The organism is Rickettsia lanei, from assembly GCF_056242675.1.
The window spans coordinates 279,944-304,537 of the sequence record NZ_CP172233.1 but is presented as its reverse complement, the minus strand read 5'-3'; the positions used below and the strand labels follow the sequence as shown (position 1 = coordinate 304,537).

The following is a 24,594-nucleotide window of genomic DNA, read 5'->3' as shown; positions in this document are numbered from 1 at the left end:
AAGACTAGTGACGATGAACCACACGCCCCTTAGTTAAATCATAAGGAGTCATTTCTACCATCACTTTATCTCCTAGTAATATTCTGATACGATTTTTACGCATCCTACCGGAAGTATGAGCAATAATTACATGATCATTCTCAAGTTTTACTCTGAAAGTAGCATTAGGTAAAAGTTCAAGTACTGTACCTGTAAACTGAATGAGGTCGTCTTTTGACATTATAATTTATGTTTTTATGGTCGGGGCGGAGAGATTCGAACTCCCGACCCTCTGGTCCCAAACCAGATGCGCTACCAGGCTGCGCTACGCCCCGATAATTAATTATATCTATACTATATACTCTATTATTCGTAGCAAATCAATTTGTTTATGTAAAAGTTTATAGATTTTACCTAGAAAAAGTGGTTTTGTTAGGTTCTAAGCGTCATTGTATTAGTCCTGCGGCTTTGTTGTATGGCCCTTATGTTCATACCCGTGGAAGCGGGAATCCAGTCTTTTTTGCTGTTATACTGTGACTTGACCCCGATCTTGTATAACAGACTGTGTCCTGAGATCCCGCAATCAAGTTGCGGGATGACATTAAAGATTACTGGATTCCTGCTTTCGCAGGAATGACATAAGAGGTACAAAAATTAATAAAGTTTTGCGGTTTTCACTAAGAAGCTAAAATAGATAGGTTTTACCCTTGTATTTCTTAAGTTTTATATACGATTTACCAAATTTCTATAAAAAGTACATAAAGTTTAATTTATTTTAAATAAGAAAAAGTAATCATAAGTTACTTTTCTATATAGAAAATACCTTATTTATAAGTATTTTTATAGATATTTTTAGTATTAATTAATGTTTTTCAATTAAAAGTAATATATTATTTATATAACAAAATCATAATAAAAAATTTAATAAAAAAAAGGCATGTTTACATCAATTGCGGCATTGATGCTTGCTAGCACTAGTTAGTGCCCTTGGTACTGCTAACCGAATCGTAACAGTAGGGGGTGGCTCAGTAGCTGATGGTAGTGCTTTTGGCGGAGGAGCATATGTACCAGGTTCATTTGTAACCCTTGGCGAAGTAAATAATTTTACTGTAGATGTGCCAGCAATTTCTGCTATATATTTAGATACCTTTAATAATGCAACAATGACTGTGCCAAATAACATATTTTGGACCGGTTATACCTGTTGATCTTACTAAAGAAAATGTCGGGCGTGTTGTAGATGTCCCTAACGCTATAAACATCACTTTAACAGGTACGCCAGTTACAAATGCACAAGTACTTGCAGTGGTTCCTCCTGTTGCTCCAGGACCAGGAGAAGCACCAGGGAATACTTACTATTTTAACAGCTTTAATTTTAACGATTTAGCTAGTACTTTGATTTTTCAGGCTACATCTACTTTTTCCTCCTACTGGTGATAATAGAATCGCCTTTATCTCAGGTCCAGGTAGTATAGTAACTTCTGTTCAAGGCCAGGCAGATCTTACATTACAGATTGACACTGACTTTCAATTTAAACATCCAAGTTGGATTAAGGCAAAAACTTTTAATATTGCAAATAATAAGTTACTTAATTTTGCTACTGATACTTCACCAGCCGCAGGTCTTTACGTTAATGAAGTTATGGATATACAACCTATAGACATAGTATCAAGTTCGGCGGCCAAAATGCTACTTATGACGTTAATGAATCGCCAAATGCTGCAGAATTTGTGGCTAGCTTCAACCTAGTTCTAGCAAATGATGTAGATGGTCAATTAAGAGTACAAGTGGCTTCCGGTAGCCGAGCAATTGCACTTAATGCAGTTAGCGGTAATGGAACAGGAGGGACAATAAGGCTTAACAAATTTTTAACCGATTGGGATAGGAGCTCCTCTAAATCACACTCCAGCTATAATTACAGGAACCATCTTTGCCCAAACTATTCAGATAGGGAACCAGTATCAGCCTATTAATATAGGAGTAGACACGCTGTATGGTGTGGATTGGATACTGGCGCGGGCGGATTAGTACAATTTACGCAGAACTCGTTAGTACGATTTTAGCAAGATGTAATTTCTGATATAGATTTTAACGGTACGGCCGCACAAGTAACAATCGTTGATGGTAAGAATGTTGGTGGGACTACCGGTGGTAATATAGATAATAAATTAGGAGGAGGTGTGAATATATTAAATTTTGTCGGTAATAGTACGGTTATCGGTAATGTAGGAGCTATAAATCCGGTTAATATATTAAAATGTTCAAGGCAATAATGCCGGTACAATAAACCTTGCTGCGGGCGGTAATTTAGCGGTAGTAACAAGTAGCGGAGGTGTTAACGGCATTGTTAATGTTTTAGGAGTAGGTACGCGTAATGCTGCGGTCGGAGCAGGCCAACTTACAACAAATACTACGGGTAATGTTACTGTCGGAACAGGAACATATACAGGCAATATTACCGGTAATGCAACTTTTTGCGGGGCCGGAACTATTAACACAACAGTTATTACAGGACAGACTGATTTTAAAGGGTCTGCAGGTACGGTTAACGTTAATGATACCGGTACTTTAGCAGCAGTGACAAGTAGTGCAGCAACTAACAGTAATGTAGTATTTTTAGGAGGCGGTAACGTTACCGGAGTCATAAATAATATTGGAGCAATTACTGTTAATGCAGCAGGTAATAAAACGGTTATCTTGCAAAAAAGTGTATCCGCTACTTCTTTAACACTTAGTAACAATGCTGTGGCGAATTTACAAGACTCGCTTACAAAAAGCGGTAACGTGGATTTTACCAATGGCGATGTTTTAGAGTTTTCGGGAGCAAATCCTGCAGGTTATTTACTTAACAGCCAAATCAAAAACGGGAACACAGGAACATTAAACGTTTATACTACCGGTACTACTTTAATGGCTACTGATTCAAGTATAGGTATGGTAAACACAATTAATATCGGGCAGGGAAATGCAGTCGCGGCATTTAGATGTATCTAACAAGGCTTTAACGCTAGGAAGTGATATTAATTTGAATAATACTAAATCCGTATTTGGTTTAACTACTAGTAAAAATCAACAAGTTACCTTTATGAATAGTGTCGATGGGTTTGCCGGTGGAAGCGGTAGCGTCAATTTAAGTAGTACTTCTAGTACTATACCTAATAACAATGTGTTAACTTTGCAGGGTAATTTGGGTAATGAAACTCTTGGCACAAAGGCAAACCCCTTTGCTGTTATAAATGTTAGTGGTAATGTCGGCGTTGTTGGTAATAATGCTACGTTAGGTACAAATGGACTTGATATGATTAATACTGCAGTGCTTAATATTGCTGCTGGCGGGGTTTTTGCCGATGCATCACTTACCTCGGCTAAGATTGCCAAAATTAATATCAGTGAGGTTAATGCTGGACCAACCGTTTATGCCCTTGATGCATTAAACTGTGATTTTCCATTAGATGCACCAGGTGTTACATTCGTGAATCCCGCATCTGTTTTAAAGTTAATGACTACCGTAGCTAGCGGCAAAAACAGTACTATAGAGTTAACAGGTAATATAGAGCCAGTTGTTCCAAATACCGGTGTAGTTGAGATAAATGCAAGAAATGCTAATACCAAGTTAACAATAGATGGTATGGCTAATAAGTATGCTATCGGAACAAAAGCAAATCCGGTGAGTAAAGTACAACTTACAGGGCACGGAACACTGGTAATAACTGCTCTTAATACCCCAAATATCGACGTATCCGTCGCAAAAGTTGCTATAGGATCAAAGTTTGGATCAAATTTTTTTCTCCACTCCTTCCGGTCCTATTAATAGCGAGTTTGGGGTTGTAAAGATTGACGGTAATATGAATTTCCAAAATAATGTCGGTACCGTAGCAATATTTGCTAGTGATATAGCACATAATATAACATCAGCTATTACCGGTAATATAACAAGTACCGGAGGTACTAACGGTACTATAGGTACAGTTGACGGTAATGGAAACTCAACGAATACAATTACGAACCTTGCAATGTGAAAAGCGGGTGTTGACAACAGCACCGTTACGATTAACGCCGGCGGTAATATGTCAATTGCTGAAATCCAAGGAACCGGCACGGGTAATAAGTGTTTACTCAAGCAACTAATTTAATCAGTGGTATTAACATCACAGGTGGTAAAGTTGTGGATTTAATGTTTACCGGTCCAAGCAGCGTTAGTGGAGCTATAGGTAGCAGTACTTCAAAAGTGGGTGATATAACTATTAGCGGTGATGTATTAAATTGTACAGGAGGTATTAATGTAGGATATATAATATTAATAAATGTTGGCGACATAAAATTTAAGGAAACAACGAATAGTTTAGATATTTCTGAAGGATCAAGCTTTTCTCCTTTTGCTTTTAAAGCCTGAGGATAGAGCATGGTGATTTTTGATGAATTTACTGCTATTACTTATTCCGGTAGTATAGGTGGCTAAAGGAATGGTCGATATAGTTCAAATAGACGGGGGTGATGTTACAATTCAAGGTACCGTGAAAACAGGCTCGATTTCATTTACTACTGCTCAGTCTGCAACTTTAAGTCTTAATAATACAAGTATAATAAATGAATCAATTACGACCACAGGTAATAAAATCCATACTGTTGCAATATCAAATGATTTAACAACTGGAGCTAGCGGTAGTGGTTCGGTAGGTTCAAAGACTCACCTTAAAACTGTTCAGTTCAACGGTGTAGACAGTAAAATCACAATCGATAGCGAAGATTTTTACTCGAGTATAACAACCAAGACTAATAATCAAGGTACGGCAATATTTAACGCTAATAATGGTTTGACCGATGATTTAGGTGGTGAGAATTTAAACCTTAAACTAGTTCAGTAGTAATAAAGGCACGGTAAAAGGGGATACCTATGCTAAAGATATTACTATTGGTGCTGGTAAATCAGCGGTATTTACCGGTTATAACAGTAGAAGTTTAGACATTCCGTCAGCCACGGTCGGCGGTGTTAAAGTGCCAAGAGCAACAACAAAATTTCATTACAAAACAAAAATCGTTTCAGAGAACTTCAAAGGGAGCAGCAGCAACTCTTCAGCGGAATACACTAATGCTGCACTTGTACAAGCACCGATTAATGGCGGTAGTCATAAATGCGATGATGATGTATGGTTACAAAAAGCGGTAACAGGCACTAATACTATTACTTTTGCACCGAAGAAAACCGCTTTTATTATTGCATCAGATTTAGGAGCAAATACTATAAGTTGCCGATCAAGCAACAATGATGTTTACCTGTGATAATACTAGCGTAAATGTCGGGGGCAATATCTCAGGAAGTAATATAACTTTCGATCTTGGTAATAATAAAGTTACTTATACAGGCTCTGCTACCTCCTACCGGTGAGCTTATTATAAATGTCTTCTATGATACTATAAATGTAGGGCAAACAGGCAACGCTAATAGTGGTAATATAGTACTCGCAAGCGGTAGTACCTTTGATTTATCAAATGTTTCTTCAATTAAAGTATTTTTAACTGCACAAAATAATCCGTTTGCTATTGGGCAAGGTAGTGCTTATCCTATCATCACCACGGCAGGAGGTAATATCATAGTTGGTAATGCTGTAAGCTTACCGTTTAATGTAACCGCTAATGAAGGTGGTTTTGTCAGATGGCAAATTACAGGTAATTCCTTTGTACTTTTAACGATAGAACCAACAGGAGATGTAACAATAGATAATATCATCAAAATTTTAATAAATACTACTGTTGGTAATGTTATAGTAAATACCCTTGTAGGGCAAAGATGAGAAGTCGTTGAACATCTATTACCTATAATTACAAAGACCTTCAAATGAAATACATAGAATAACTACTCCGCTTATTACCCCAATGGGGTCCTTCCGTCGGTTCGAGTGTTGGAGGTTTTAACCCTCTACAGCCGCTACCAACTAGCGGTAGTGTAGTTAACAATATATATGTTCTGCCTACCACTCCGGGCAGCTACGACGTAACACCTAGCAATCCGGTGGGATATAATACTCCGACTACTCCGGTTACAGGCACAGGCGAATTTGGTCCTAACGGTCCTGCTAATGTCGGAGGCAATCCTTACGGTCCGAATGCTTCGGTCGTAACGACTCCAACCTCAAACGTAGGCGCTAACCAGTTATCAACTGGAGGAGGCGGTAGCTTTGGAGGTACTACGGGTTATAACAGTCCGTCAACAGGTGGCTCAAGCTACAATAGTTCAGTTTTCGGTTCGGATGTATACAGTCCATCAACGGCTGCTAGTGGTTAGAGTGGTGCCGGTGGCTCAAGTTATAATAGTCCTGCTGCAACCGGTATTGCTCCTGCTAATAGCGGTAACTCTTCAGCACAAGGGAGCAGTTCTAGTTTGGGAGGTACAACTAAAGGCGGTGTAACCAACAGCGGAAGTAGTCCATACGGTAATAGCTGTAATTCTAAAGCAACAGGTGTTTCTCCCGCTAATAATAGTAACGGCATGGGAAGTAGTTCCGGTAGCGATATGTCTGCTATAGGTAGTAGCCGAGATAATTCTGCAGGTACAAGTAGCGGTGGAAGCTCAGGTAGCGGAATAAGTCGTGCTAAAGCGAATGACGGCTTTAATGCTGCACAAGATAATACTAGTATCGCTAATCAAAAAGTAAGGGAGAGAATTAAGGCTCTTGAAGATGAAAATAACAATGCTACGAATCCTACAGCAGAAGATGCTACATCACGTAAGAGAGGTGTAGCTGTCGGAGGCGGGAAAGTAAAGCTAATAATTCCATTTACGGGGTATGGGCTAGCCTATATTACGGTAAGGCAGTACAAAAAGCCTTTAACGGACTTTATAAAGCTAAATCTACCGGTGGCTCAATCGGGATTGATACCGTTATAAACGATAATATAGTTCTGGGTGCTGCTTATTAGAGTCGATACGAAGTTACGTAAAATGCTAAAGCCGGCAATACTACTAAGGTCAGAACTAATATGGGCTCTATATACGGTTTATATAGCTTTATAAATAACCTATTTATAGAAGGCGTAACCATCTATGCACGAAGTGATATTAAAACTAATGAACTACGTAATATTATAGGCGGTTATGAAACAGCACACGGTAAATATAATTCAACTTTTTATAGCGGTCAAGTAGTTGGGGGTTATAATTATCTATGGAAAGAAACTTCATTTGCACCGATGGCAGGAATCAGGCTTACTAAGATTAAAGATTTCGGTTATCAGGAATACGGTACTTCTTTCCAAAACCTAACTATTCAGAAACGTCAATATAACAAGGGTATACTCGGCGGTGAAATTAAGACAACCTACTATAAGGATGAATGCATAATTAGACTGCAAATTCATGCCTTTATTAATTACGATTTCAAAGGTAAAACACCGGCAATCGTTGCAGATCTTAACGGTCTTAATGAGCCTCTACCGGTACTGGCACCTAAACCTACTAAAATGCTATATGATTTAGGGGTAGGTGCAGTAATTAAGAAGGGTAGAATTGGGTACGGAGTGCATTACAGTCTGAACTTAGCTAAAAAATACCATGCCCAGTTCGGTACGCTAAGATTTAAAGTAAACTTCTAAAAACCCGCATCAATTAAGAATAAGGATTTTAAAATCCTTATTCTTAATTACACACCGAATAGCGGATTACTATATAATCAGCTGTTTGCATAAAATTAAATAATAAGTTGAATTTATACAAGGATTATCATATTAATATCTGTAATTATTTTTTGGGAACTGCGATAGTTTTTATGGTAATTGCATGTAGTTTTTTATTTAATATTTCAGACAGGGCGTTTTTTACTAATTTATGTTGATTAATTAAAGAAAGTCCATTAAATTGAACATCTGATATTTCTAAGGCATAATGGTCTTGATCTCCTACTAAATCAGTAATTTTCATTGTACTGTTTGGAAATGATTCTTTAAGTATTTTTTCTAACTCTTCTACAGCTATTGCCATTATTTTATCAATATTAATTTAAGTATTAATTAAAGTTTTTTTGCTTAAAGTAAAGCTTTATATGAATTTTTATTATAGAATTTTAAACATTCATTGATAAAATCGACTCTTATGCATATAATAATTAATATTATTATGTCATTCTATTAATTATTATGAAAAAAGAAACTGAAGAATTAAAATTATTTATCTTAGAATGTTTAAGTGAGAAAAAAGCAGAAGATATTGAGGTAATTGATTTAACAGGAAAACATAAATTAGCCGATTATATTATATTTGCTAGCGGTCGTTCGACTAAAAATGTTGGAGCAATTGCTGAATATGTAGCTTTAGAATTAAAAAATAATGCTGGTATAAATAGTAATATTGAGGGGCTTGGTAAATCAGAATGGGTACTCATAGATGCCGGTACTATTTTAATTAATATTTTTTATCCTGAAGTACGGGAGCATTTTAAGTTAGAAGAAATTTGGAAAAGATGAACGATCATATTCTTATTAACGTTATAATTTTACTCGGTACTGCGGTTTTTATCGTGGCTATACTTAAGCGTCTTAGATTAAGTCCGGTACTTGGTTACTTAATTGCCGGAGCTGCAATAGGTGATCACGGTTTAAAAATCGTAACATATGACCAAACTAAGTTACTAGGTGAACTTGGTGTAGTATTTCTATTATTTGCGATAGGACTTGAGTTATCCTTCGAGCGATTAAAAGCTATGAGACGATATGTATTTGGTCTCGGTAGTTTGCAAGTGTTAACAACCGCTATAGTAATTGCCGGTGCAATGGTGCTTATAGACGGCAATAGTAGTGCGGCTATTATTACCGGCGGTGGCCTGGCCCTTTCATCTACAGCACTTGTTATGCAGGTTATTGAGGAAAATCGTAGTCAATCAACGCAAATAGGAAGAGTTTCTTTAGCTATTCTGTTACTACAAGATTTGGCCGTAGTGCCATTGCTTGTGATAGTTCCGTTACTTGCCGGTAACAATAAAGCCTCGCTTGCAGCGGCTCTTGGTATTGCACTCTTAAAAGCCGTAACAGCCTTACTTACAATATTTATTGTCGGTCGTGTTTTTCTTCGTCCTGTATTTTCATTCATTTCATCAGAAAGTAATAATGCAAGCGAGTTACCTATTTCGATGACTTTGTTAATAGTACTTTCTGCTGCTTGGGCTACCGAAACATTTGGTTTATCTTTAGCTCTAGGAGCGTTTGTTGCCGGAGTATTAGTTGCAGAAACTGAATTTAGATTGCAGGCAGAGGAAAGTATTTATCCTTTCAAAAGTTTATTTTTAGGATTGTTTTTCATGACCGTGGGTATGAATATCGATGCCCTAGAAATGTATGAAAAAATATCTCATATTCTTACTTTATCTATTGCTTTAATAGGTATAAAAACCTTAATCATAACGGCTTTTTGTATTTTATTCGGTTTTAATAAAGGAGTTGCTTTTTATTCAGGCTTATTATTATCGCAAGGTGGAGAGTTTGGTTTTATATTATTCAGTTTAGGTAAAGATAGTGGAGTATTAGAAGAAAGTACTGCCGATATATTATTACTCGTAGTTACTTTTACTATGGCACTTACTCCATTACTCGCAGCTTTAGGGCAAAAGATTGCTGAGAAAGTTGATAAAGGACTTGGTAAAACTCCGACTCAAATGATTGAGCTTGGGGCAAGAGATTTAACAAACCATATTATTATTGCCGGACTCGGTAATACCGGTAAAATGGTAGCAAGAGTTTTGGAAGCGGAAGGTATAAGTTACGTAATACTTGATTTAGATGATGATAGAGTAAAAGAAGAGCTATCAAACGGTTTGCCGGTTTTTAAAGGTGATGTATCGCAAGCCGATACTCTAAAGGCATTAGGTACGGAAAGAGCATTCGCTATAATACTTACTATGAATAATCAAGTAACTATCAAGAAATCGCTTAAAACAATTAGTGGTAATTATCAGGATATACCGGTTGTCGTTAAGTTAAAAAATTTAAAAAATGCTAGAGAGTTTTATGATTTAGGTGCCACAACTATTATTCCAGAAAGTTATGAGACTGGATTACAAATAGGTGGAACAGTCCTAAAAAATATAGGTATTAGTGAGCAGGAAATTAATAGAATAAAAGTACAATTTAGGCTTGGTAATTATATAATAGCAAAAAAAGAGGATGCTTTATCTGAAGCGGAAGATAATGATTAAAATTCTTATTACTTTAATTATTGTAATATTATCAACAACAATTAATGCCGATAATAAAAAATTGCCTATTCCGAGATTTGTTTCAATAAAATCTAATGAAGTAAATGCAAGGAGCGGACCAACTACTAAATCTGCCGTAGAATGGGTTTTTGTTCAAAAAGGTGAACCGGTAGAAATAACTGCAGAGTACAAGCAATGGCGACAAGTACGTGACATTAACGGCGAAGGTGGTTGGATACATTCAAGCGTTTTATCAGGTAAAAGATCAGTAGTTATTACTTCTGATAAGGAAATAGAACTTACCAAATCCGCAGACCATAAAAGCCGAGTTATAGCAAAATTAATGCCAAAAGTTCGTTGTAGTTTGAAAAAATGTAAAGAACAATTCTGCCAAATTACATGTAAGGATTACACAGGTTGGATTTCCAAGAAAGTAATTTGGGGAGTGTATGATGATAATGATAGGTATTAATAGGCTTCTTACCTCCTTCTAAAGGTAATTTGTACGTCAATCCGTTACTCGCATCCTCACGTACTTTTATGTACGCTGCAGTGCTGTGTTCCGTGTTTCCTTCAAGTGCCTCTTTATAAGATAGGTGATACAAGAAGCCTAGTACCGATAATAAATTGTAAAAGTAATGTACTGCCTGAAGTTAATTTGCTAATAAAGATTTACCAAAGATATAATTATTTATCCAAAGATATTTAGACAGTACAAATGATGTCGCATTTAAAAAACTATTTAGCGATAAAGTAAAATTAATAAATTTATTGACCTCTCTTCTTAGGTTATCGCAAGGAGATAGAATCATAGATTTAAGCTATATAACTACTGAACAGTTACCTGTATTTCTTGAAGGGCAAAGAAGTTTGTTCGATATAAAAGTTAAAGATGAAACCGGTAGATGGTATATAATCGAGATGCAGCGTAAAATGGAGAAAGATTATCTTAATAGAACGCAGTTTTACGGTTGTTATACCTACGTTAGTCAAATTAAGAAGGGTATGAAACATAAGGATTTATTACCGGTAGTAATAATTTCTCTCATAGGAGCAAAAGCTTTGCCTGATGAATTGCCGTATATTAGCTATCATCATATAAAAGAAAGCAATACCCATAAATAATATTTGTTTTCATTAACTTATGTATTTATTGAACTAGGGAAGTTTAAAAAAATGATCTTAAAGATGATACCGATGAATGGTTGCATTTATTAAAATATGCTTCGCAAGCACAAGAACCGCCAAAAGAGATTAAAAATGAAATTGTGTTATCGGCATATGCAAGTTTAGAGCAATATAAATGGACAGAACAAGAGCATGATGATTATTTTAGAGCTGAAATGGCTATATAACAAGCAATAGACAAGTTTGAAGAAAAGTTTAATGCCGGGATGGAGAAGGGCATAGAAAAAGAGAAAATTGAAACTGCAAAAGAAATGCTAATAGAGAATGAGCCTATAGAGAAAATAGCACAATATATTAAGCTTACAATAGAAGAAATAAAAAAGCTAAAAGCAGAAAAATATAAAGTATAGATATTTAAATGAAAACCACCTTGCCCGAACGTTCTCTTAAAATTAGAGCAAGGCTTAATTTTATAGTGCAGCAGATTTTAGATATTGCACAGGAAAAATCGCTATGATTATCTTGTACAGCTCTTTTGCTAGAGGCGATTGGGTACATGATCTACCTTACGGCTATCATAGCGATACTGATATTTTGATAATTCTGAAAAAAGGTAAATATAAAGGATACACTGCTTTAAGATTAAAAGATAATATAAATATATAAGATTAGAAAACACAGGAATAATAAACCCTAAGCAAATTATTCCGTATTATTCAAGAATATCGATAATTCTAGAGTCAATAGAGGAAATAAGTAGGCAGTTAGAAAAAGGACGTTATTTTTATACCGATATAAAAAAAGAAGGTATTCTTTATATATGATAGCGGTGAATTTATACTTAGCGAGGCTAAAGATTTATCTTGGAGCGATTGGTAGAGGTAAAGGTTTTTTAAAAGGGGCAACTACTTATTTAAGCGATTTGTAGTATGCTTTTTATCAGCCTTTGCCCTTCATCAAGCTACGGAAAGTCTTTACAGTACTATTTTATTAGTTTCCTCAAACTACAAACCTCAATTACATAATTTATAAGAACTAGGTAGCATGGCAGGAAATTATGACAATGAATTATGGAGTGTATTTCTTCAATTAACCGAAGAACAAAAAAAGTGTTTTGAGCTTCTTGAAAAAGCTTATGTTGATGCAAGATATGATAAAAACTATAAAATTACTAAAGAACAGCTGCTTTGTCTTATTGAAAGAATAGAAAAATTAAAAGAAATCACCGCAAGAATCTGTACAGCAAGAATTAATCCGTAAGGATTGAGTGTCATTACTAACTCAGCATTACCTGCCTGGATACCGAGTCGTCATTGCAAGCGACTGCAAGGAGCGTAGCAATCTAGCAAAAATAATAAAAATCTAAATATTAGCATTTTTAACTGGATTGCTTCGTCAAAACTTGCAGTTTTTCCTCGCAATGACGGGGCTTTTAAAGATATCTATAGTTATTGAGCAATGCCCATTAAGGTTTTAGTTTAAAGATTGATATAAATATAGTATAATATAAAACTTTAGTATATTCGATGAACTGCAAAAATTGGCTGAGTCGTTCTACAAGAGCTTCGGTTCTCGCGTATTACGTTATACGCAGCTCATCTTGCCTTGTGCACTTCCTCGCTCTTTTTGAATTTGATCTTCGTATACTAGGCTTTTAGTTTAAAGATATATATAAAATTATGAGTAAGAAGCTTTATATTAAGACCTACGGATGTCAGATGAATGTTTATGATTCCGTTAAGATGCAGGATTTACTTTATCCCTTTGGCTATGAACCTACTGAAAATATTGAAGCAGCAGATGTTATTATTCTAAATACTTGTCATATCAGAGAGAAAGCAGCTGAGAAAACTTATTCTGAACTCGGTCGTATTAAGAAACTACAAGATACCAGAACAAAACAAGGTTTAAGTTCTGCAATAATAGTTGTAGCCGGTTGTGTTGCACAGGCGGAAGGGGAGGAGATTTTTACAAGAACTCCTTATGTTGATATTGTTGTCGGTCCGCAATCTTATTATAACCTACCGGAATTAATCTCAAAAGTCGTTAGACATGAAAAACACTTAATCGATCTGGATTTTGTTGAAGAAGCAAAATTTGATCAGCTACCTGAGCAATTATATCCGCAAGGAACAATTGCCTTTATATCGGTACAGGAAGGGTGCGATAAATTTTGTACTTTCTGCGTAGTACCTTATACTAGAGGTGCTGAATTTTCAAGAAATGTAGAGCAGGTTTACAGAGAAGCACTAAAAGTAGTTAGTAGCGGTGCTAAAGAAATTATGTTACTTGGACAAAATGTCAATGCATATCACGGTAAAGGTCCTGCAGATAAAATATTTAGTCTAGCCGATTTACTCAAACATCTAGCACAAATTCCCAATTTAGAGAGATTACGTTATACCACCTCACACCCGATAGATATGAATAATGATCTAATAAAGCTGTACGGCACCGAACCTAAATTAATGCCGTTTCTACATCTACCGGTGCAGTCAGGTTCAAATAAAATATTAAAAGCCATGAACCGCAAACATGATCGGGAATATTATTTTGATATAATTAATCGCTTAAGAGAAGCAAGGCCTGATATAGTGTTATCCTCTGATTTTATTGTCGGGTTTCCCGGTGAAACAGATGAAGATTTTGAAGATACATTAGATTTGGTCCGTAGAGTAAAATACGGTCAGTGTTATTCGTTTAAATATAGCCCACGTCCCGGCACACCTGGTGCAACTAGAACCGACCAAATACCTGAACATATAAAATCAGAGAGATTAACTATATTACAACAAGAACTCATGGCTCAGCAACTAGCTTTTAATACAAGTTGTGTTGGTAGTACTATGAAAGTTCTATTTGATCGCAATGGTAAATTCGACGACCAGATAATAGGTAAAACTCCATACATGCAGTCCGTATATATCCAAAACCCTAATAAATCTTTACTTGGTAAAATCATTGATGTAAAAATTACTAAGGCTTCACTTAATAGTTTAACCGGCGAAATATAAGTCATGTATAAATCTCTTCTTTTTTGTTTAAAAATTTTTGTCTTCCTTATTTTAGTAGGTTGCGGGATTACTGCTTATATAATATACCACTATTCACGTGATTTGCCTGATTACTCACAGCTTGCACGTTATTATCCGCCGTCGGTAACGCGTATTTATTCCCGTGACGGCAAATTAATGGAGGAGTACGCTTTTGAACGTCGTGTGTTTGTACCGATTAATAGCGTACCGAGTTCGCTAATAGAAAGTTTTATTGCAGCTGAGGATAAGAATTTCTATAACCATCCCGGCGTTGATTTGTTTGGAATAGTTAGAGCGGCATTTTTAAACATATCTAATTATTTACATAATAGGCGTATGGAAGGAGCGTCTACCATTACTCAGCAAGTGGTTAAAAATTTTCTGCTAACTAACGAAGTTTCTCTTGAACGTAAGATTAAAGAAGCGATTCTTGCTTATATGATTTCAAGAGTATTTACTAAGGATCAAATTTTAGAATTATATCTTAATCAAACATTTTTTGGTCGTGGTGCATACGGTGTTGCGGTAGCTGCACAAAATTATTTTAATAAATCCGTAGAGGAACTTACTATTGCAGAATCAGCTTTTATTGCGGCACTGCCTAAAGCCCCTTCCGAACTTAATCCTGAGAGAAACTATGCTAGAGTAAAAGCTCGTCGTGATTACGTAATAGCACGTATGTTTGAAGATGGTTATATAACAAGAGATGCTGCGAAAGAAGCTATGGATAGCCCGATAGTTTTACGTAAACGAGCTAAGGAAGAAACTGTTACGGCAGATTATTATGCTGCACAGGTCAGAGAAGAAGTAATTAGGATGTTAAATAGTCAGGAAGAATTTTATACCGGAGGTCTTACTATCATTACTTCTTTAGATGCAAAGATGCAGCAATTAGCTGAAAACTCTCTAAGAAAAGGTCTAAGGGAGTTTGATAGAAGGCGTGGTTTTAGAAAGCCTATAGCTAATATTTCTCTTGATAATTGGCAAGGAGAGCTAAAAAAACTACCGACTCCTCCATCGCTTTTAGAGTATAAATTAGCTGTAGTTCTAGATGTAGCCGATAATCATGTAGAGATTGGACTTATAGACGGCAGCAAATCTAAGATGCCTATTGCTGAAATGAAATGGGCAAGAAGTAATCTTAAATCAGTTAAGACCTTGCTTAAAAAAGGTGATGTGATAGTGGTTGAGGCTATAAAAGAGGGGTATGCTCTTCGTCAGATTCCTGAAGTAAACGGTGCTATTATGGTTATGAACCCAAATACCGGACAGGTACTTGCAAGCGTTGGCGGTTATGATTTTTCCACAAGTAAATTTGATAGAGTAACTCAGGCACTGCGTCAACCCGGTTCTTTGAGTAAAACCTTTGTTTATTTAGCAGCTCTTGAAAACGGTGTTAAGCCGAATCAGATTTTTAATGATGGACCTATTGAGATTTCGCAAGGTCCAGGGATGCCTAGTTGGCGTCCTAAAAATTATGAGGGTAAGTTTTTAGGTGAAATCACTATGCGTACTGGTCTTGAAAAATCTCGTAATCTTATAACCGTAAGAGTTGCAACTGCCGTAGGACTTACAAAAATCGTTGATATAATTAAGCGTTTCGGTATTAATAATGAACCAAAAAAAGTTTACTCTATGGTACTTGGGTCAATTGAAACCACACTTAGCAGAATGACTAATGCTTATGCAATTATTGCTAACGGCGGTAAAAAAGTGGAGCCTCATTTTGTAGAATTAATTAAAGATCGTAACGGTAAAATTATTTATAGGCGAGATGATAGAGAATGTCTTGCTTGTAATGTTTCGGATAGTAATTTAGATACCGCAATATTAGAAATACCGAAAGAATATATCTATAGAGTTACGGATGAAGCTAGTGATTATCAAATTACTTCGTTTTTAACCGGAGCAATAGATAGAGGTACCGGTTATGCTGCGAAGAAGTTAGGGAAAATTATCGGCGGAAAAACCGGTACTAGTAACAATAGTAAAGATACATGGTTTGTAGGTTTTACACCCACAATAGTAGTCGGCAGTTATGTGGGTTATGATACACCGCAAGAGCTTGGAAAAAGAGCAACAGGCTCAAACGTAGTATTACCGATTTTTATTGATTTTATGAGTAATGCTTATAAGGATAAGCCATCGCTGCCTTTCAAAGTTCCAGATTCAATTAAGCTAATCGCCGTAGATAGAGCAACTGGTAAAATTACACCAAGCGGTACTGTTATAGAAGCATTTAAAGTAAATAATGTTCAGATGCTTGAGAATGAATGTATGATTGATAATCAAGATAATAATGATATTTTTGATTATGTACCGAGTAAGGAAGATCAATCGCAGGAAATTTACTAAACTGTATAATTAGTTTAAGCCGATGTCATTCCATGTTCTCTATGTCATGCCCGCGGAAGCGGGAATCCAGGGTGCACGATAAATCGAACTTTTAATTTTTAAAATTTGCTGTATTGCTGCTTTTTTCCTGGATTCCCGCTTCCGCGGGCATGACATCGGTATCATACAACAAAACCACCTATTTTTATTTTAACCTATGAAAAAAATTATTTTATATCTCACTGCCCTAATATCACTTACTATAACTTTTATAACTCAAGCGGATTGTTTTTTAGTTAATGAAAATTATAAAACAAGAAGGTAATTGTGAGTCTCGTTATGCTCCATGCTCAACATTTAAAATTGCTATAAGTTTAATGGGTTATGATGATGGGTTTTTAATTTATGAAACTCATCCAAAATGACCTGTTAAAGCAGGATATGCTGACTATCTTGAAGTTTGGAAACAATCCCAAACACCTAAAGATTGGATGAAGAATAGCTGTGTTTGGTATTCTCAGATTATTACTAAAGAATTAGGTATTGAAAAATTTCGTGATTATGTAACATAATGTGATTATGGTAATCGTGATATTTCAGGAGGAGATAAAGGCAAGAATAACGGTTTAACTAATGTATGGCTTTCTAGTGCTTTAGAAATTTCACCGTAAGAACAATTAGCTTTTCTTCAGAAACTAGCAGAGAATAAATTGCCTGTAAGTGTTCAAGCCCAAGAAATGACTAAAAATATTTTGTTTATTGAAGATTTTGTAGATTGTTGGAAGCGTTACGGTAAAACAGGTAGTGGTAATAAACTTAGCCAAGATAGAACTGTAAAGTTAAAGGATCGTAAAATTGGATGGTTTATAGGTTGGCTACAAAAAAATGACAGAACAGTTTTCTTTGTACATTTCATTGAAGATAATAAAAATTATTATTCTTATGCAGGGCAACGTTCTAAAGAAGCAGCGAAAGAAAAGCTAAAAGAATTGATAAATCAAGAATTGAAATAAATCTCAATTTTTATTTTCGAGGAACAACCAACAGTGAATTTGCTATTGGTTGTTGATTAAAAAGCAATACTCTAGGTTATCTATACTAAAGTACCTTCTTCTTCATAGGAGACTCCGGTCATATCTACCACAGCATGATCATTATCAAGTAGAGTGTTATTTTCAGTAGTAACATCTTCATTAATTTCAGCAGCAAGTTTTTCAGCTTCAATTTCATCAATATATTGTTTTAATTTAGCTTTTGTTGCGTTTTTATTTCTAACATACCAAGTTACCCCTACACCTATTATAACAGCTATGGAGGCAACTACAGCTGTGCCAATGCTTATATATTGAGCAACTAAGGAATTATCGTTATCACTCTCATCAAACATATTTTCTTGAAAGTTGTAAGTTGTATTGAAAGCAGTATTAGTAAGGTTTGCTACGGTGTTATTAATTAAATTTATTCCCGTTTCAGTCTCACTTTCGGTGTTATCGGAAAAGATTGATTCAGAAATTTCGGCAGTAGAGCTTGTTATTGTGTTATTAATCGGATTAGCTGCTATTTCAGATAAGTCTTTTGTTATGAGTTCTGATAAGTTTTCTATTGTGTTAGTACCTTGAGTAGTGCTAGATATCGGGTTAGATATTAAATCCTTTATTTCTGAAGCAATTCCATTCAAATTATTTCCTTTAAGTACCTCAAATATTTTGCATCCTTTACTATAACCTATAGTAATAGGGTTATTAGTTGCTGCAGTATTAAGTATATACTCAATAGTAGGGTTTTAAATTTTAGTATAATTTTGTGGATCAAAATAATAACGAAAATTTTCTTGACATATTTTCATCAATGCTTCCTCATACATAAAAGTATTATCACCTTGTTTTTTTTAATATATAATCTCGTATATTGTCTCCATTATCATTAACTGCAGTAATAATAGCCTCGTCTATAGTGAGTTAACGCTTTCTTTATTTTGAAAAACCCTCTAAATATTAGGTGCATGATATCGTTATTTAATAATTCAATTCCTTTGCTATACTCCATCGTTGCCATATTGTTTTTAGGACAATTCGATACAATTAAATTTTTTGTAGTAGGATCTATATAATAATTTTCTCCGTTATATCCTATTTGAAGCATATTATATTCTTGATCTCCAATTGTTGCTCTTACTGTTGTAGTAATTCTTGCCACAGTGGTTCAAAATGAAGTTAATTGATGTATCATTTTGCTATTCCTTTGGATTTTTAAAATTGAAGGGCATAATCAGCAGTACTTATTTGATAGTCAAGAAATTATTAACAAAAATTAATAATTAATATATAATCATTGCAATTAGGTGAAATTATATAAATTTCAATATCGCTTGAAGTATCTAAAGAAATGTTATAAAGTCAAAAAGTTCATAGAAATTTAAGGGTATTATGCAAGTAGTAAAAGCTTTAGAACAAATTTTAGCAGATAGCTATGCTTTATATTTTAAAACACAAAATTATCATTGGAATGTAGAAGGAGCAGAGTTTAGAAGTCTACATTTATTATTTGAGGGGCAGTATGAAGATTTAGCTGAAAGCTTAGATGAGCTTGCTGAAAGAATAAGAAGTTTAAATGCTAAAGTTCCCGCATTATCAGATTTAATAAAACTTGCATCTATAGATGAGGCAAATCTAAACGCAACGGCAAATGAAATGCTTAAAAGTCTAACAAAAGATCAAGATATTATTAGAGATACATTATATAAGGGACTCAAAGTAGCACAAGCAGAGGGCGATGAGGGTACAGCCGATATGATTATTGGACGAATTAAGGTGCATGAAAAGAATAAATGGATGCTGAAGAGTAGTATACTCTAGTGTCATTTCCATTTTCGTCATTGCAAGCGACTGAAAGGAGCGTAGCAATCTCAGGAGATAGTGTATGATTCCTGAGATTGCTGCGTCGATGCTGTGCATCTCCTCGCAATGACGTTAATGTTCATAACAAACAAACTAACAAAATAAAAATAAAATGGAACAATATGATGTAGCCGTTATAGGCGGTGGTCCAGGTGGGTATGTTGCAGCAATTAGAGCAGCACAATTAAAGAAAAAAGTTGTATTAATAGAAAAAGAGCATTTGGGTGGGGTATGTCTTAATTGGGGGTGTATACCGACTAAATCCCTGCTTAAATCTGCTGAGGTTTTTGAATATATAAAACATGCTAAAGATTATGGAATTGATGCTAAAGGTGCTGAAATCAACATTAAGAAAATAGTCGAACGCTCAAGAGAGATTTCAAATAAGCTTGCAGGCGGTGTTAAATTACTACTGAAAAAAAACAAAGTGACCGTGATAGATGGAGTAGCAAGTCTTGCAGGAAATAAGGTAATAAATATAAATGATAAACCTACAGTAAAAGCAGGAAATATTATTATAGCTACCGGCGCAAGATCTAGGGTTTTAAAAGGCTTTAAGCCTGACGGTAAACAAATTTGGACTTCTAAAGAAGCTATGATACCGCAGCATGTGCCGAAATCTATGATTATTGTCGGCTCAGGTGCAATCGGTATAGAATTCGCTTCGTTTTATAATAGTATTGGTGTGGATGTTACCGTAATTGAGGCACATAATAGAATATTGCCTGCTGAAGATATGGAAATTAGCGGAATCGCTCATAAGAACTTTGAGAAGAAAGGTATAAAAATTATTACAAATGCTAAGTTAATTAAGCAAACAAAATCAAAAGATAAGATAGAAGTTGAGTTAGAGTTAGCAGATAAAACACAAAAATTACAAGCTGAAATTTTACTTATGGCAGTAGGTATTACAGCTAATACGGAAAATTTAGGTCTTGAGAAAACAAAAATTAAAGTAGAAAACGGCTATATAACTACTAACGGGTTAATGCAAACTGCGGTATCAGGAATTTATGCTATAGGCGATGTAGCAGGAGTGCCTTGTTTAGCTCATAAAGCAAGCCATGAAGGTATTATTGCAGCGGAAAGCATAGCGGGCTTAAAACCGCATACTATTAATAAACATAATATTCCTGGTTGCACTTATTCTTCGCCGCAAATAGCAAGCGTCGGTTTGACTGAAGAAGCAGCAACAACCTTAGGTTATGAACTTAAAATAGGCAGATTTCCTTTTATAGCTAACGGTAAGGCTTTAGTAAGCGGTGATAGCGATGGCTTAATTAAAACTATATTTGATGCTAAGACGGGTGAGTTGCTTGGAGCTCATATGATAGGTTCGGAAGTTACGGAATTAATACAAGGATATGTGGTGTCAAAAAATTTAGAAGGAACGGAGTTGGATTTAATTAACACTATCTTCCCGCATCCGACTTTATCGGAAATGATGCATGAATCAGTATTCTCTGCTTATGATAGGGCAATACATATATAATACTCGATGAACTTCAAAAATTGGCTACGTCGTCTTATAAGAGCTGTGGTGCTCACGTATTAAGTATATGCTCCGCTCCTCGCCTTATAGACTCCTTGCTCTTGTTGAAGTTGATCTTCGTATATACGTTTCATTTTACTTCGGAGATATAAATTAAGAAAATGAACAAAGGTAATTTAATCAAGAATTATGCAGTAGCGTTATTTAATAACGCTATGGTTGATAATATACAAGATAAGATCTTTGAAGAAATTACTTATATAAACCGTATAATTACCGATAATTTTGATATTAGAGAGTTCCTATTTTCTCCTATAGTAAATAAGAACGACAAAATTAACGCCGTTAATTCATTAGCAAAAAATATCAAAATTAGCACAATAGTACAAAATTTTTTATTGTTATTGGTAAAAAATTCGCGTACTGCTATTTTATCTAATATAGTAGATGCTTATAATACTTTACTATATGAAAGTAAAAACATAAAGATAGTTCAGGTTATTTCTGCAAATAAGTTACAACCTAAAGAGCAGGAGTGGATTAAATCTCGTATAGAAAAAGAATTAAATCAAAAAACAGAAATATTATTTGATATAGATAATACTATTATTGGCGGTATTGTAATTAAATATGATAGTATGTTGCAAGATTACTCAATAAAAGGTAGTTTAGAGAAAATAACGAAAGCTTTAAAAACAGTTAATATTGCTGTATAGATATTTATATAGTCATTGCGAGGAAATTACGCAGTAATTGACAAAGCAATCTCAGGATATTTTATGAGATTGCCACGAGGCCTACGGCTGCTCGCAATGACGACTCGGTATCCACACGGGCAATGCTCGTTCGCAATGACAAGAAAATTAGGAGACATAAACCACATGAAACTAAAGCCTATTGAAGTAGCTGAAATATTACAAAAGGAAATAGCTAATATTAATTGCTTAAGTGAGCTTGAGGAAGTAGGGCAGGTAATAACCGTCGGTGACGGTATAGCCCAAATTTACGGTCTTGCTAATGTAAAATCCGGTGAAGTAGTAGAATTTAAATCTGGTGTTAAGGGCCTTGTTTTAAACTTGGAAAACGATAGTGTCGGTGCTGTAATTATGGGGGATGATCACCAAGTACAGCAAGGTGATAATGTCAAAAGAACTAAAGAAGTTTTAGAAGTACCGGTAGGAAAAGCTTTGCTTGGTCGTGTTGTTGATGCTCTAGGTAATCCTATTGACGGCAAAGGCGATATTGCAAGTAAAGAGTACAGACATATCGAGATGAAGGCTCCGGGGATAATAGAAAGAACGAGCGTGAGTGAACCCGTACAAACCGGAATAAAGGCTATAGATTCGTTAATCCCAATAGGTAGAGGACAAAGAGAGTTAATAATCGGTGATAGGCAAACTGGAAAAACAGCTATAGCCGTTGATACTATTATTAATCAAAAACAAGCTCATTCACTTACTAATGAAAGTGATAAAATTTATTGTATTTATGTAGCTATTGGGCAGAAAAGATCAAGTGTTGCACAAATAGTAAAAAAACTAGAAGATGCCGGAGCCATGGACTATACACTCATTGTTTCGGCTACTGCTTCGGAAGCTGCAGCTCTTCAATTCATTGCCCCTTATTCTGCCTGTAGTATGGGCGAATATTTTCGTGATAACGGCATGCACGCACTTATTATTTATGATGATTTAAGTAAGCATGCCGTTGCATATAGACAAATCTCATTATTACTTAGAAGACCTCCCGGGCGAGAAGCCTATCCCGGCGACGTGTTCTACCTGCATTCAAGGTTGCTTGAGCGTGCTGCTAAAATGTCAGAGGAAAAAGGCAGCGGTTCACTTACTGCTCTTCCTATAATCGAAACGCAGGCAGGTGATGTATCCGCATATATCCCAACAAATGTTATTTCGATTACCGACGGTCAAATTTTCTTAGAAAGTGAGCTATTTTATAAAGGCGTAAGACCTGCCGTTAATGTTGGTATTTCGGTAAGCCGTGTTGGTTCTGCAGCACAAATAAAGGCTATGAAGCAGGTAGCAGGTTCGGTAAAGCTAGAGCTTGCTCAATTTAGAGAGCTTGAGTCTTTCTCGCAATTTGGATCAGATTTAGACCCTGCCACTAAAGCACAAATCGATCACGGTAAAAGATTAGTTGAGATATTAAAACAAGCTCAATATCATCCTTTTCCGGTAGAAGAACAAATAGTAAGTCTTTATGTCGGCACTAAGAAATATTTAAATGATGTCCCGCTTCAGAAAGTAAAAGAATTTGAAGATAAAATGCTTACGGAGATAAGGTTAAATAAAAAAGATATTTTGGAATCAATAAAAAACGAGCAATGTATAACCGAAGAAACCGAGCAGAAACTGAAAGCATTTTTAGAAAACTTCGTTAAGGAATTTGTTAAATAAGATGATGTTGTTTTTGTGTGGATACTAAATCGTCATTGCGAGTGACTGAAAGGAGCGTGGCAATCTCAGGAGATTTGACGAGATTGCAACAAAGCTTCGTTCCTCGCAATGACATAAAAATACTAAATAAATATGTCAAATTTAAAGCAGTTAAGAACTAGAATTAAAAGCGTTAAATCTACACAAAAGATTACTAAAGCAATGCAACTAGTATCAGCTTCTAAAATGGCAAAAATAAAGAGTCAAATAGCCAATTCAAATTTTTATATTGAGGCTGTTAGTAAAATGATGTCTGCTATATTATCAATTGATATGTATGAGTTATCTATAGAAGAGCAGAAATTTTTTAATACCGTGCCGAATAAAGCAAATTTATTGATAGTTATGACATCACAGCGTGGTTTATGCGGAACGTTTAATTACAGTATAATTCAGCAAGTTAAGAATGATATTAAAGAGTTAGAAAATAAAGGCGAACAAATAAAACTTATCATTATTGGAAAAAAAGGTTACGAAGCACTAAAAAGGCAATATGTAAATTATATTGATAGTTATTTTGAGTTACCCAAAATTCATGATGAAAATCTGATGCTACAAGTAAAACAAAAAATTATGTCGGCAGTAGAAAATCTAGAAGTTAGTAATTGTGTTATATATTTTAATAAATTTAAGAACGCAATGACTCAAATTATGACTAGACAACAGATTTTACCAGTAGCAAAATATCAGGATGATTCTATGATAGATAATCCTATAGTTAATTTAGTCGGATTCGGATACAAGGAACGAGGAGCGAAGCCTATAAATAATAGGAAAGCGACGAGTGACATAGTAGGCGAGTCCAAATCAATTGACTATAATTATGAATATGAGGGAGAAAATCTCATTTCTAATCTCATTAATTTATATGTGAATTCCCAAATAAATTATGCTTTACTACAAAGTAGAGCAAGTGAGGAGGGAGCTAGAATGACTGCTATGGAAAATGCAACAAATAATGCTAATGATTTAATAAGCAAGTTAGTTTTAAAGCTAAATAGATCAAGACAGGCTATTATTACTACGGAATTAATAGAGATTATAGCCGGTTCAGAAGCGGTTTAGATATACTCGTTTAATTTGCAAAATTGGCG

The 24,594-nt window shown here is 35.2% G+C and carries 31 protein-coding genes, 1 tRNA gene and 2 pseudogenes; 28 read left to right on the top strand and 6 right to left on the bottom strand.

Annotated elements, in window-relative coordinates; translation table 11 throughout:
• Positions 1 to 4 precede the first annotated feature (4 nt).
• Both infA and ACHBLB_RS01840 read right to left on the bottom strand, forming a co-directional pair.
• Positions 5 to 220 carry a translation initiation factor IF-1 gene (gene infA, locus ACHBLB_RS01845; protein ID WP_014411107.1) on the bottom strand — a complete coding sequence of 72 codons (216 nt, stop codon included), beginning with the start codon at positions 218 to 220 and terminating at the stop codon, positions 5 to 7.
• A 17-nt stretch (positions 221 to 237) separates the two neighbouring features.
• A tRNA-Pro gene (locus ACHBLB_RS01840) sits at positions 238 to 314 on the bottom strand.
• A 630-nt stretch (positions 315 to 944) separates the two neighbouring features.
• On the opposite strand from ACHBLB_RS01840, the gene ACHBLB_RS01835 reads away from it, so the two are divergent.
• Positions 945 to 1,187 (top strand): cell surface protein, encoded by a 243-nt coding sequence (locus ACHBLB_RS01835; protein WP_475842222.1) that lies wholly within the window; start codon positions 945 to 947, stop codon positions 1,185 to 1,187.
• A 1,054-nt stretch (positions 1,188 to 2,241) separates the two neighbouring features.
• Here ACHBLB_RS01835 and ACHBLB_RS01830 read toward each other — a convergent pair.
• A complete protein-coding gene (locus tag ACHBLB_RS01830; RefSeq protein ID WP_475842219.1) occupies positions 2,242 to 2,625 on the bottom strand; it encodes a hypothetical protein in 384 nt (127 codons plus the stop codon).
• 52 nt (positions 2,626 to 2,677) lie between these two features.
• Here ACHBLB_RS01830 and ACHBLB_RS01825 point away from each other — a divergent pair, with 52 nt between their 5' ends.
• From ACHBLB_RS01825 to ACHBLB_RS01780, 10 genes and pseudogenes are all read left to right on the top strand, one after another.
• On the top strand, positions 2,678 to 2,974 hold the full coding sequence (locus ACHBLB_RS01825) for a hypothetical protein (protein ID WP_475842217.1): 297 nt from the start codon (positions 2,678 to 2,680) through the stop codon (positions 2,972 to 2,974).
• Complete coding sequence (locus ACHBLB_RS01820) at positions 2,946 to 3,791, top strand: hypothetical protein (protein ID WP_475842215.1); 846 nt, start codon at positions 2,946 to 2,948, stop codon at positions 3,789 to 3,791. Before ACHBLB_RS01825 ends, ACHBLB_RS01820 begins: the two co-directional genes overlap by 29 nt.
• On the top strand, positions 3,751 to 3,999 hold the full coding sequence (locus ACHBLB_RS01815; RefSeq protein WP_475842213.1) for a hypothetical protein: 249 nt from the start codon (positions 3,751 to 3,753) through the stop codon (positions 3,997 to 3,999). The genes ACHBLB_RS01820 and ACHBLB_RS01815 overlap by 41 nt, the downstream gene beginning before the upstream one ends.
• A gap of 89 nt (positions 4,000 to 4,088) precedes the next feature.
• Positions 4,089 to 4,373, top strand: a complete 285-nt coding sequence (locus ACHBLB_RS01810) for a hypothetical protein (RefSeq protein WP_475842210.1) — start codon at positions 4,089 to 4,091, stop codon at positions 4,371 to 4,373.
• A 70-nt stretch (positions 4,374 to 4,443) separates the two neighbouring features.
• The gene (locus tag ACHBLB_RS01805; protein WP_475842209.1) at positions 4,444 to 4,845 is read left to right on the top strand and encodes a hypothetical protein; all 402 of its coding nucleotides are present in this window, start codon (positions 4,444 to 4,446) and stop codon (positions 4,843 to 4,845) included.
• Positions 4,846 to 4,975: 130 nt separating this feature from the next.
• The gene (locus tag ACHBLB_RS01800; protein ID WP_085065714.1) at positions 4,976 to 5,260 is read left to right on the top strand and encodes a hypothetical protein; all 285 of its coding nucleotides are present in this window, start codon (positions 4,976 to 4,978) and stop codon (positions 5,258 to 5,260) included.
• A gap of 56 nt (positions 5,261 to 5,316) precedes the next feature.
• On the top strand, positions 5,317 to 5,772 hold the full coding sequence (locus tag ACHBLB_RS01795; protein WP_475842206.1) for a hypothetical protein: 456 nt from the start codon (positions 5,317 to 5,319) through the stop codon (positions 5,770 to 5,772).
• Positions 5,773 to 5,990: 218 nt separating this feature from the next.
• Positions 5,991 to 6,263, top strand: coding sequence for a hypothetical protein (locus tag ACHBLB_RS01790; protein ID WP_475842204.1), 273 nt, complete (start codon positions 5,991 to 5,993; stop codon positions 6,261 to 6,263).
• Between the two features lie 96 nt (positions 6,264 to 6,359).
• Positions 6,360 to 6,866 carry a hypothetical protein gene (locus tag ACHBLB_RS01785; RefSeq protein ID WP_475842202.1) on the top strand — a complete coding sequence of 169 codons (507 nt, stop codon included), beginning with the start codon at positions 6,360 to 6,362 and terminating at the stop codon, positions 6,864 to 6,866.
• Positions 6,755 to 7,570 (top strand): annotated as a pseudogene (locus ACHBLB_RS01780) (autotransporter outer membrane beta-barrel domain-containing protein). The gene ACHBLB_RS01785 and the pseudogene ACHBLB_RS01780 overlap by 112 nt, the downstream one beginning before the upstream one ends.
• A gap of 145 nt (positions 7,571 to 7,715) precedes the next feature.
• Here the strand turns inward: ACHBLB_RS01780 and ACHBLB_RS01775 are convergent.
• Entirely contained in the window at positions 7,716 to 7,955 is a 240-nt protein-coding gene (locus ACHBLB_RS01775) for a BolA/IbaG family iron-sulfur metabolism protein (RefSeq protein WP_475842200.1), read from the bottom strand.
• A gap of 155 nt (positions 7,956 to 8,110) precedes the next feature.
• Between ACHBLB_RS01775 and rsfS the strand changes: the two genes are divergently transcribed.
• From rsfS to ACHBLB_RS01715, 12 genes and pseudogenes are all read left to right on the top strand, one after another.
• Positions 8,111 to 8,437 (top strand): ribosome silencing factor, encoded by a 327-nt coding sequence (rsfS, locus tag ACHBLB_RS01770; RefSeq protein WP_004997291.1) that lies wholly within the window; start codon positions 8,111 to 8,113, stop codon positions 8,435 to 8,437.
• Complete coding sequence (locus ACHBLB_RS01765) at positions 8,434 to 10,161, top strand: monovalent cation:proton antiporter-2 (CPA2) family protein (RefSeq protein ID WP_012736865.1); 1,728 nt, start codon at positions 8,434 to 8,436, stop codon at positions 10,159 to 10,161. The genes rsfS and ACHBLB_RS01765 overlap by 4 nt, the downstream gene beginning before the upstream one ends.
• The gene (locus ACHBLB_RS01760; protein ID WP_475842198.1) at positions 10,154 to 10,633 is read left to right on the top strand and encodes an SH3 domain-containing protein; all 480 of its coding nucleotides are present in this window, start codon (positions 10,154 to 10,156) and stop codon (positions 10,631 to 10,633) included. The genes ACHBLB_RS01765 and ACHBLB_RS01760 overlap by 8 nt, the downstream gene beginning before the upstream one ends.
• Positions 10,634 to 10,932: 299 nt before the next feature.
• Positions 10,933 to 11,286 (top strand): PD-(D/E)XK nuclease family transposase, encoded by a 354-nt coding sequence (locus tag ACHBLB_RS01755; RefSeq protein WP_475842196.1) that lies wholly within the window; start codon positions 10,933 to 10,935, stop codon positions 11,284 to 11,286.
• An 80-nt stretch (positions 11,287 to 11,366) separates the two neighbouring features.
• Complete coding sequence (locus tag ACHBLB_RS01750) at positions 11,367 to 11,516, top strand: hypothetical protein (RefSeq protein WP_475842194.1); 150 nt, start codon at positions 11,367 to 11,369, stop codon at positions 11,514 to 11,516.
• 39 nt (positions 11,517 to 11,555) lie between these two features.
• On the top strand, positions 11,556 to 11,699 hold the full coding sequence (locus ACHBLB_RS01745) for a hypothetical protein (RefSeq protein ID WP_475842192.1): 144 nt from the start codon (positions 11,556 to 11,558) through the stop codon (positions 11,697 to 11,699).
• Between the two features lie 103 nt (positions 11,700 to 11,802).
• Positions 11,803 to 11,955: a hypothetical protein gene (locus ACHBLB_RS01740; RefSeq protein WP_193427296.1), complete on the top strand. Its 153-nt coding sequence runs from the start codon at positions 11,803 to 11,805 to the stop codon at positions 11,953 to 11,955.
• Positions 11,956 to 12,333: 378 nt separating this feature from the next.
• Complete coding sequence (locus ACHBLB_RS01735) at positions 12,334 to 12,549, top strand: HEPN domain-containing protein (protein ID WP_014362426.1); 216 nt, start codon at positions 12,334 to 12,336, stop codon at positions 12,547 to 12,549.
• Positions 12,550 to 12,968: 419 nt separating this feature from the next.
• Positions 12,969 to 14,303 carry a tRNA (N6-isopentenyl adenosine(37)-C2)-methylthiotransferase MiaB gene (gene miaB / locus ACHBLB_RS01730; protein ID WP_475842189.1) on the top strand — a complete coding sequence of 445 codons (1,335 nt, stop codon included), beginning with the start codon at positions 12,969 to 12,971 and terminating at the stop codon, positions 14,301 to 14,303.
• Between the two features lie 3 nt (positions 14,304 to 14,306).
• Positions 14,307 to 16,679 carry a penicillin-binding protein 1A gene (locus ACHBLB_RS01725; RefSeq protein ID WP_475842187.1) on the top strand — a complete coding sequence of 791 codons (2,373 nt, stop codon included), beginning with the start codon at positions 14,307 to 14,309 and terminating at the stop codon, positions 16,677 to 16,679.
• 278 nt (positions 16,680 to 16,957) lie between these two features.
• Positions 16,958 to 17,230: pseudogene (locus tag ACHBLB_RS01720) on the top strand (penicillin-binding transpeptidase domain-containing protein).
• Positions 17,231 to 17,395: 165 nt separating this feature from the next.
• Positions 17,396 to 17,671 (top strand): penicillin-binding transpeptidase domain-containing protein, encoded by a 276-nt coding sequence (locus tag ACHBLB_RS01715; RefSeq protein WP_196218320.1) that lies wholly within the window; start codon positions 17,396 to 17,398, stop codon positions 17,669 to 17,671.
• Positions 17,672 to 17,751: 80 nt separating this feature from the next.
• Here the strand turns inward: ACHBLB_RS01715 and ACHBLB_RS01710 are convergent, their stop codons facing one another.
• Together ACHBLB_RS01710 and ACHBLB_RS01705 are read right to left on the bottom strand one after the other, a co-directional pair.
• A complete protein-coding gene (locus ACHBLB_RS01710) occupies positions 17,752 to 18,336 on the bottom strand; it encodes a hypothetical protein (RefSeq protein ID WP_475842185.1) in 585 nt (194 codons plus the stop codon).
• A 245-nt stretch (positions 18,337 to 18,581) separates the two neighbouring features.
• On the bottom strand, positions 18,582 to 18,854 hold the full coding sequence (locus tag ACHBLB_RS01705) for a hypothetical protein (protein WP_475842183.1): 273 nt from the start codon (positions 18,852 to 18,854) through the stop codon (positions 18,582 to 18,584).
• Between the two features lie 230 nt (positions 18,855 to 19,084).
• On the opposite strand from ACHBLB_RS01705, the gene ACHBLB_RS01700 reads away from it, so the two are divergent.
• The 5 genes from ACHBLB_RS01700 (at position 19,085) to atpG (ending at position 24,565) form a co-directional block, all read left to right on the top strand.
• Positions 19,085 to 19,513, top strand: a complete 429-nt coding sequence (locus ACHBLB_RS01700; protein ID WP_475842182.1) for a Dps family protein — start codon at positions 19,085 to 19,087, stop codon at positions 19,511 to 19,513.
• A gap of 154 nt (positions 19,514 to 19,667) precedes the next feature.
• On the top strand, positions 19,668 to 21,047 hold the full coding sequence (gene lpdA, locus ACHBLB_RS01695; protein WP_012151347.1) for a dihydrolipoyl dehydrogenase: 1,380 nt from the start codon (positions 19,668 to 19,670) through the stop codon (positions 21,045 to 21,047).
• Between the two features lie 161 nt (positions 21,048 to 21,208).
• On the top strand, positions 21,209 to 21,763 hold the full coding sequence (gene atpH / locus ACHBLB_RS01690) for an ATP synthase F1 subunit delta (RefSeq protein ID WP_475842181.1): 555 nt from the start codon (positions 21,209 to 21,211) through the stop codon (positions 21,761 to 21,763).
• Between the two features lie 165 nt (positions 21,764 to 21,928).
• Positions 21,929 to 23,461, top strand: a complete 1,533-nt coding sequence (gene atpA / locus ACHBLB_RS01685; RefSeq protein WP_475842178.1) for a F0F1 ATP synthase subunit alpha — start codon at positions 21,929 to 21,931, stop codon at positions 23,459 to 23,461.
• 132 nt (positions 23,462 to 23,593) lie between these two features.
• Complete coding sequence (gene atpG / locus ACHBLB_RS01680; RefSeq protein ID WP_475842176.1) at positions 23,594 to 24,565, top strand: ATP synthase F1 subunit gamma; 972 nt, start codon at positions 23,594 to 23,596, stop codon at positions 24,563 to 24,565.
• Positions 24,566 to 24,594: the final 29 nt, after the last annotated feature.